The organism is Streptomyces lateritius (assembly GCF_014649715.1).
GTDB lineage: Bacteria > Actinomycetota > Actinomycetes > Streptomycetales > Streptomycetaceae > Streptomyces > Streptomyces lateritius.
Genome location: NZ_BMTO01000007.1, coordinates 244986 through 253276, shown reverse-complemented (window position 1 = coordinate 253276; position 8291 = coordinate 244986). Strand labels below are relative to the sequence as shown.

At 70.1% G+C, this 8291-nt stretch carries 9 protein-coding genes and 1 pseudogene; 5 read left to right on the top strand and 5 right to left on the bottom strand.

Features of this window, described 5'->3' with window-relative positions; translation table 11 throughout:
* Nucleotides 1–127: 127 nt before the first annotated feature.
* From IE136_RS16405 to IE136_RS16385, 5 genes are all read right to left on the bottom strand, one after another.
* Nucleotides 128–622 carry a DUF6114 domain-containing protein gene (locus IE136_RS16405; protein ID WP_229818890.1) on the bottom strand — a complete coding sequence of 165 codons (495 nt, stop codon included), beginning with the start codon at nt 620–622 and terminating at the stop codon, nt 128–130.
* Complete coding sequence (locus IE136_RS16400) at nt 613–1236, bottom strand: DUF6230 family protein (RefSeq protein WP_158993221.1); 624 nt, start codon at nt 1234–1236, stop codon at nt 613–615. The genes IE136_RS16405 and IE136_RS16400 overlap by 10 nt, the downstream gene beginning before the upstream one ends.
* A 151-nt stretch (nt 1237–1387) precedes the next feature.
* A complete protein-coding gene (locus IE136_RS16395; protein ID WP_229818889.1) occupies nt 1388–2155 on the bottom strand; it encodes a MerR family transcriptional regulator in 768 nt (255 codons plus the stop codon).
* Nucleotides 2156–2280: 125 nt separating this feature from the next.
* The gene (locus IE136_RS16390) at nt 2281–4002 is read right to left on the bottom strand and encodes an acyl-CoA dehydrogenase family protein (protein ID WP_189600715.1); all 1722 of its coding nucleotides are present in this window, start codon (nt 4000–4002) and stop codon (nt 2281–2283) included.
* Between the two features lie 66 nt (nt 4003–4068).
* Nucleotides 4069–4680, bottom strand: coding sequence for a PadR family transcriptional regulator (locus tag IE136_RS16385; RefSeq protein ID WP_158993225.1), 612 nt, complete (start codon nt 4678–4680; stop codon nt 4069–4071).
* 130 nt (nt 4681–4810) lie between these two features.
* On the opposite strand from IE136_RS16385, the gene IE136_RS16380 reads away from it, so the two are divergent.
* From IE136_RS16380 to IE136_RS16360, 5 genes and pseudogenes are all read left to right on the top strand, one after another.
* Nucleotides 4811–5869, top strand: coding sequence for a YihY/virulence factor BrkB family protein (locus IE136_RS16380; protein ID WP_189600714.1), 1059 nt, complete (start codon nt 4811–4813; stop codon nt 5867–5869).
* 110 nt (nt 5870–5979) lie between these two features.
* Nucleotides 5980–6405, top strand: a complete 426-nt coding sequence (locus IE136_RS16375) for a phage holin family protein (protein WP_158993229.1) — start codon at nt 5980–5982, stop codon at nt 6403–6405.
* A pseudogene (locus IE136_RS35685) lies at nt 6402–6515 on the top strand (DUF3618 domain-containing protein); the annotation flags it as partial. The gene IE136_RS16375 and the pseudogene IE136_RS35685, both read left to right, overlap by 4 nt.
* A 273-nt stretch (nt 6516–6788) precedes the next feature.
* Nucleotides 6789–7055, top strand: coding sequence for a DUF4235 domain-containing protein (locus tag IE136_RS16365; RefSeq protein ID WP_158993231.1), 267 nt, complete (start codon nt 6789–6791; stop codon nt 7053–7055).
* 111 nt (nt 7056–7166) lie between these two features.
* Nucleotides 7167–8291 (top strand): phospholipase D-like domain-containing protein (locus IE136_RS16360; protein WP_189600713.1); only part of this gene is annotated, 1125 nt, incomplete at its 3' end.

Genomic DNA, 8291 nt, shown 5'->3' with positions numbered 1-8291 from the left:
CCGGCCGGGGTGACGGTGGTCGAGCCGGCCGCCGCCGACGGTAACGGGGCGGCGGTGGCGGAGACGGTGCCGAGGGTCAACGCGCCGGCGGCGGCGAGTCCGAGGGCGAGGGTGGTGTGCGTGCGGCTCATGGCTGTGCTCCTTGGGGATCGGAGAGCGGTGCGGCGGAAGGTGGCGCGTGTCGAGCGGTGGTGGGTGACGCCTGCGGTGCTGCGGGCGGTACGGATGTCGCCGTACCGCCGGATCGGGTGGAAGCGCCGGGCGTGGGGGTGCGCGGCTGCCAGGCGAACATGAGGCCGCCGCCGACGATGCCCAGCAGGGTGCCGAAGAGGAATCCGCCGAGGTTCGACAGCACCAGGGCGGCGGTGGCGATGAGGGTGGTGACGACCCCGGCGAGGGTGCGGTAGTGCGGGGCGAACCAGACGGAGACGCCGAGAACGATCATCACGAGGCCCATCAGGACGGACGGGATGCCCGCCACGCCCTGGGTGAGCATGACCTTCAGCGGAGCGAGCGGCAGGGCGCAGATCTCGGCCCCCGCGAGGGCGGCGGCGAGCCCGCCCCAGAACGGACGGCTACGGCGCCACCGCCGGAACCGCTTCCGCCAGGGGGTCAGAAGCATTCCTTCTTGCCCTTGTCGACCGTCATCTTCAGACCGGAGAGCTTGAAGGTGCCGGCGTTGGTGGCCCACGCCGTCTGCTTCAGATCGGTGATGGCGACGGTGTCGGCCTGTTGGGCGAACAGGTCCTGCATGCCCTGGGCGTCGGCCGGCCCCTTGTCCAGGGTGGAGGCGTCGCGGCCGATCTCGATGTTGGTGAAGGCCGCGTTGCCGGAGAGCTGGGTGGCGTCGACGAAGAGGTTCGTCGCCTCGACCGGCGTCTTCTGACCGGCGGTCAGGTTGAGCGAGACGTCGCCGATCACCGGGAGCGAGGTGACCACCGACTGGCAGAGGCTGTGGAGTTTGGCTTCCTTGATGGCGGTGACCGCCACCGGGATGAGCTCCTCCCGGGCGTTGACGTCCACGCTGCCGTACTGCACGAAGCCCTCGCCCGTCAGGCTCGCGGCCGAGACCTTGAACTGCTGGCCCGAGACGGCGAAGGAGGCGGCGAGCGCCCCTTGGGCGAGGGCGATGCCGAGCGCGGCGGTGACGCCCACGGCCGGGACCGTCAGGACGGCGAAGCGCCGCCATCTGACCCGGCCGTCGCCTAACTCGCGGTTGTCCGATGCGTGTTCCATGGAAGATCCCCCTTGATGGGTGGGAGAGGCATGGTGGGTGATCCGGTCCCGTCGCGCGTGATCGCTACTCGCGGGTATGACCGTGGAGTTGAATGTAAGAGTGCCAATGGTGGTTGGCAAGGTTGCGCGAGAGCTCCCTTTCGGACAAGTCCTACTGCTCCGTACGCAGCAGCGCGGCGACTTCCGCCTCCACCCTCCGGGCCATCGCCCGCGCGAACTCCGTGGCCACCACCTCACCCGCCACCGGGCGCAGCGCCGCCGCGGTCTCCCCGATGTGATCCAACCGTGCGGCCGAAAGCCGCTCCATGCCCTCCGGGCCGATGACATGACGCCGGAACAGGGCGACGAACCGATCCGCGAGCGCGGCGGCCTGACTCTGCACGAAGTCACCCGCGTCCAGGATCTCCGCGAGCGGCACCCCTTGCCGCACCAGCGTCAGCGTCGCCTCCAGCAGCCGCCGGCTCCGGAAGGTGACGGTGTTCCCCTCGATCCGCAGGTACTCCAGCGCGGCGGCCCGTCGGGTGTCCTGAGGCGTCGCCGCCGGGCCGAACAGCTCCCGCAGTTCGGCCAGGTCCATCGTGACGGGCTCCTCCTGTGCCCACCCCTGGGCCATCTCCCGTCCGAGCCCGAGGAGTTGGGCGATACCGCCGCCCTGCTCCCACGCGTCCAGCACCTCGGCGATGCCGTTCACGGTGTAGCCGCGACCGAGAAGGTCGTCGATCAGCCGCAGCCGGGTCAGGTGCTCGTCGGAGTACCAGGCGATCCGGCCCTCCCGGCGGGGCGGGGGCAGCAGCCCGCGCTCCTGGTAGTAGCGGAGATTGCGGACCTTCACGCCGGCCGCCCGGGCCACTTCCTCCCGCCGGTACCGCCCCTCGCCCGTCCTCGCCGCCGTCGTGCCGTCCGCCACCTCGCTGCTCACGGCCCCGAGCCTAATGCCGCACGGGCCGCCCCCGAAGCTCCGGCGGACGCCGGACTCCGGTGACGGCCCGCGAAGGACGTGCCCGGCACGCGCCGGCCAGACCCCGGCACGTGCCTGGCGCAGGGTCACGGCGCCATCTCGTACGCCCCCGCCAGCGCCTCGACGCGCTCCCAGACGCGCGCCGAGCGGGCCTTGTCGACGACCGGGCGGCGGACCGCGTCCAGGGCCCAGCGCTGCTGCTCCTCTGTGGCGGAGTCCTTGCCGTGGAGTTCGACGGCGTGCGCGGAGAAGTCGCGTACCAGGACGGCGAACAGCTCGTCCAGCACGTCCCCGTCGAGGTCCGTCAGGCGCGCCTGCTCCAGGATCAGCTGGCCGTGCACGACGAGCGCGAACAGCTGGCCGACCGCGAGGAGAAGGTCCAGGTCGCGGCTCTGCTCCTCGTCGGGCGCGGCGGTGGTGACGAAGTCGCACAGGGCGTCCGCCTGCTCGCGGAAGCGGGCGACGTTGGGCACGTCGGCGTACGCGTCGTAGGCGGTACGCCAGTCGTGGAAGCGCACGGAACCCAGACCGCGGGCCGGGCCCTGCTGGAAGAGGAAGGCGTCGTCGGCCGCGTCGAGCCGCGTCGGCACGGGCGCGTACTCGGCCGGATCCAGCAGGTGGTTGCGCATGAACTTGAGGATCAGCGCGAGATTGACGTGGACCGTGCCCTCCAGCTTGGGCAGCCCCCGGATCTCGATCGCGGCCTGGGCGAAGTAGTTGTCCTTCTCGAAGCCCTTGGCGGCGATCACGTCCCACATCAGGTCGATGACCTTCTCGCCCTCCGTGGTCACCTTCATCTTCGTCATCGGGTTGAAGAGGAGGTAGCGACGGTCGTCCGGGCCGGCGGAGCGGAAGTAGTCGACGGCGCGGTCGCTGAACAGCTTCATTCCGACGAGACGGACGTACGCGTCGCTCAGCTCGCGGCGCACGTGCGGGAAGGCGGTGACGGGGCGGCCGTAGAGGATGCGGCCCTGGGCGTGGGTGACGGCCTCGTACATCGCGTGCTCGCAGATGCCGATCGAGGCGGTGCAGAGGTTGAACTTGCCCACGTTGACGGTGTTGAGGGCGGCGTCGAAGGCGGCGCGGCCGGTGTGCAGCACGTCCTCGGGGGCTACGGGGTAGTCCTCCAGGCGGAACTCGCTCACGTACTTCGAGGAGTCGACGACGTTCTTCACCAGGTGGTACGCCGGGTGGCGGCTGTCGGCGGCGAAGAAGACGTAGCCGTCCGGACCCTCGACATCGGTGCGACGGCCGAAGACGGAGACGAGACCGGCGGCGTTGCCGTTGCCGATGTAGTACTTGGAGCCGGTGGCCCGGAAGCCGCCCTCGCCGTCCGGCTCCAGCAGCATGTCGGTGGAGTAGATGTCGGCGCCGTGGGTCTTCTCGGACAGACCGAACGCGAACACCTCACCCTGGGAGAGGAGTTCGGCCGCGCGGGCGCGGGCGGCGGCGTTGTCGCTCTGCCACACCGGGCCCAGACCGAGGATGGTCACCTGCCAGGCGTACCAGTAGTCGAGACCGTAGAAGCCGAAGATCTCGTTGAGCGCGGCGATCCGGGCGGTGTCCCAGCGCTTGTCGTCGTTGTCGTCGGCCGCGGCGGCGGGGGTGAGGAAGGTCGCGAACAGCCCCTCCTTGGCGGCGAAGGTGAGGAAGTCGCCCAGCCAGGCACGGGAGCGGTAGTCCTCGATCAGCCTGCGCTTGCCGCGGTCCTCGAACCAGTCGACGGTGGCGCGCAGCAGCCTGCGGGTCTCCGGATCGAAGTGCGCCGGGTCGTACGTGCGCGGGTTGAAGAGCAGCGAGTCGGCCATGGATGTCCGCCTTCGGGTGGGATGGAGAGGAGGAAGGGTCGTACCGACGGGTCGAGTCAGCGCACGTCAGCGCGCGGATCCGAGCCGTCGAAGGGTGGCGAGCACGTCGTCGAGCCAGTCGAGCATCATCCGCTCGTACGCGATGCCACCGCGCAGCACGACGTGTTGGAGCTCCCGCCCGGCGTCGGGCGGAGAGGGGAGGGCGACGGGGTGGGGGTCGGAGTCGAGGCCGGTGCCGGCACCGGTGCCGGGCGACCGTGACTCCGGAAAGTCGCGCGCCTGGCCCGCGAGGTAGTGAGCCAGACGCTCGGTGTGCGCCTGTCGGTGGCGCTCCACCTCGCGGATCAGCGCCGCCGGGTCGTCGAAGGCCGCGCCCCGGATCTTCACGGCGAGGTCGTGCCGGACGCTCTCGGGCTGGATCGGCTCGTGCAGCCACCCGGCGAGGGCGTCCCGTCCGAGAGCTGCGACGGAGTACTCCTTCTTGTCCGGGCGGCCCTGTTGCGGCACGTCCCGGACGTCGACCCAGCCGTCGCTCTCCATGCGCTTGAGCACGCGGTAGATCTGCTGGTGGCTGGCGGTCCAGAAGTAGCCGATGGACCGCTCGAAGCGCCGGGCCAGCTCATAACCGGAGCCCGGCTTCTCCAGCAGCGACACGAGGATCGCGTGTTCGAGTGCCATGCCTCGAATCTTTCTATGCAACTCGTTGCATACACAAGCGCGCGGGCCACGATGAGACACGGCTCACGGGCATCCGGGTGGGAATGCGCGTCCCGGGATTCGCGTCGGCATTTCTGGTTAACCGCGTGTCATGGCTGACACAGGTCGAGACAGGCAACCGCCGGCAGCTCCCGCCGGGCCCGACCGGCCCGGCGGGCATGACCGGCAGGAGGCCCCCGAGGGGCCCACCGAGATGGGCAAGAGGTCCTGGGGAGCGGTCCTGCGCCGCACGGTGAAGGAGTTCAAGGACGACGAGCTGCCGGACCGCGCCGCGGCACTGACGTACTACAGCGTGCTGGCCCTGTTCCCGGCGCTCCTCGTCCTCGTCTCACTCCTCGGCGTGACGGGGAAGTCGGCGACGCGGACCATCCTGGACAACCTGACCCAGCTGACCCCCGGCTCGGCCCGCGACATCATCACCGGAGCCGTGGAGCAGTTGCAGGCCAGCGGCGGCACCGGATCGGTGCTGGCCGTCGTCGGCCTGCTCGGCGCCCTGTGGTCGGCGTCCGGGTACGTGGCCGCGTTCATCCGCTCCTCGAACGCCGTCTACGACATGCCCGAAGGCCGCCCGGTCTGGAAGCTGACCCCGCTGCGCGTGCTGCTGACGCTGGCGCTGATGATCCTCGCCTGCGTCAGCGCCCTGATCGTGGTGTTCAGCGGCGGCCTCGCCCGGCAGGCCGGGTCCGCGCTGGGTGTCAGCGAGGCCGCGGTGACGGCATGGTCGATCGCCAAATGGCCGGTGCTGGTGGTGCTGGTCACGATCATGATCGCGCTGTTGTACTGGGCCGCACCGAACGCGAAGGGCCGTGGCCTCCGCTGGATCACGCCCGGGAGCTTCCTCGCGCTGGTGATCTGGATGATCGCCTCCGCCGGCTTCGCGCTCTACGTGGCGAACTTCGGCTCCTACAACAAGACCTACGGCACGCTCGCCGGCGTCATCATCTTCCTCGTATGGCTCTGGATCACCAATCTGGCGATCCTGCTGGGCCTGGAGTTCGACGCGGAGATGTCCCGGGAACGCGCGATCCTCGACGGCCACCCGGCCGACGAGGAGCCGTACGTGGAGCCGCGCGAGACGAGCAAGTGGACCGACGAGGACCGCCGGCGGATGGGTGAGCCGGACGGCACGGGCGCCCGGGGTGACGGATGAGGCGGCGTCGGGCGGGTACGGGCGCCCCAGAGGCTCCCGCAGATCCGGACAGCATCCAGACCCCACGACCCGTCGGTCGTACGGGCAGAGAGGGAAGGCAGGCTCCAGCGATGAACCACCCCGTGCAGCCCCCGGCACCGTCGCACGACCACGATCACGACTCGACGAGCGCGCTGGTGAAGCAGGCCGCGGAGCAGTTGACGACGCTCGTACGGCAGGAGTTGCACCTCGCGCAGGCGGAGATGCAGGCGAAGGGCAAGAGGTACGGCATGGGCGGCGGCCTCTTCGGCGGGGCCGGACTCGTCGCCGTCCTGGCTCTGCAGGCCCTGGTCGCCGCGGCGATCGCCGCCCTCGCCCTGGCTCTGCCCGTATGGGCGTCGGCACTGATCGTCACCGGGGTGCTGGCGGCTCTCGCGGCGATTCTCGCCGCCGTCGGGAAGCGGGAGATCCACCGCGCGGCCCCACCGACCCCCCAGAAGACCATCGACAGCGTGAAGGCCGACGTGGCCGAGATCAAGGAAAGGGTTCACCGATGAGCGGCGATCAGGCCCCCGGGGGGAAACCCGCCCCCACCCCCGAGCGGCTGCGCGAGGAAGTCGAAGTCACTCGCGAGGAGCTGGGCCGGACCGTCGAGGCCCTGGCCGCGCGGGCGGACGTCAAGACCCGCGCGCAGGAGAAGGCGGCCGAGGTCAGGGCTGCCGCCCAGGAGAAGGCCTCACACACGATCACCCGGTCGAGGACAAAGCGGCCCACGCGCTCCACGCGGCACAGGACAGGACGCCGCCGCCCGTCAGGGAGAAGGCCGAACGAGCCGCCCAGGCGGCCGGCCGCCACCGCGCTCTGGTGCTGGTCGGCGGTGTGGGGCTGGTCGTGGCCGTGGCCGTCCTCTGGCGGTCCTGCAGGAATGGGGGACGCTGACATGAAGATGTCGAAGATCATGTACAAGCCGGTGGGCTTCTTGACGGGTGCCGCCGCCGGCATGGTGGCCGCAGCGGTCTTCCGGCAGGCCTGGAAACTGCTGGGCCATGAGGACGAGGCGCCGGACGCCACCGACGAGGACCGATCCTGGCGCGAGATCCTTCTCGCCGCGGCCGTGCAGGGCGCCATCTTCGCCGCGGTGAAGGCGGCGGTGGACCGCAGCGGAGCCACCGCCGTCCGCAAGGCCACCGGAACCTGGCCCGGCTGAGCGGATCCGGAACCACCGGCCCGGCCCCCGCCGCGCGTGCGGCTCGTGGGCCGGGCCGCACCCGCCCGAGGCACCCTACGTCCCTCCTCATGGATGACTCATGGCAGGCTCATGCCACCATCCAGCCGAGGAGGAGCCATCCGTCAGCGTTTCTGGGCGACCGTGTCGGTCGCCTTCACCCTTCTGTTCTCGGGGATCACGCCCGCGGTCGCGGAGAGCGTGCCCCCCGTCGTCACCGGTGCCGTCTTCAACAACCCGAAGGGGACGGCGGCCGAACAGAACGCCGTGAAGAACCACATCATCGGGGCGATCGACAGCACCCAGGGGGGACGCACGCTGCGAGCGGCCCTCTACGTCATGCAGGACCAGGACTACACCGACGCCCTGGTAGCCGCGCACAGCCGCGGGGTCAACGTACGCGTGGTCCTGGACCACAAGTCCGTCGAGGCTCCGAATCCGGCGCCCGCACAGAACCTGATCGCCGCCCTGGGAACCGACAAGACGCAGGGCTCCTGGGTGCAGGTGTGCACCGGTGGCGGCGCCTGCATCGCCGCGGGCGGCACCAACCCGATCAACCACAACAAGTTCTTCCTCTTCTCCCGCGTCGGCGACGCGGGAGTCGCCGAGGACGTGGTCATCCAGAGCTCCGCCAACCAGACGCTCTCGGCCACGACCCGGCAGTGGAACAACGCGTACACCGTCGTCGGCAACACCGCCCTCTACACGGCGTACACCGGCTACTTCAACGACCTCGCCGCCATGAACAAGACGAGTGACTACTACCGGCAGGGCGAGGCCGGCGACACGAAGTACTACTTCTTCCCGCAGCAGAGCGGCGACATCGTGCTCGGGTTCCTCAACAACGTCTCCTGCACCGGGAACACGAACGTCGGCACGACTTCCCACAAGACCATCGTGCGGATCGCCGCCTGGGCCCTGCACCGGGACGAGATCGCGGCCAAGCTGCGCTCGCTCGCCGACCAGGACTGCTGGATCGAAGTCGTCTACAAGGACTCCAACGACCTCGCGACCCTGCAGGGCCACGCCCGGATCAAGCCCTACCGCCTCGACGCCGACGGCTACTTCGTCCACTCGAAGTACCTGCTCATCGAGGGCAACTACGCGGGCCACCCCGATACGAAGTGGACCTTCACCGGCTCGCACAACCTGGACGTCTCCTCCCTGCGGGAGAACGACGAGGCACTGATCCGCCTGGCCGGCGCGACGGCACACGAC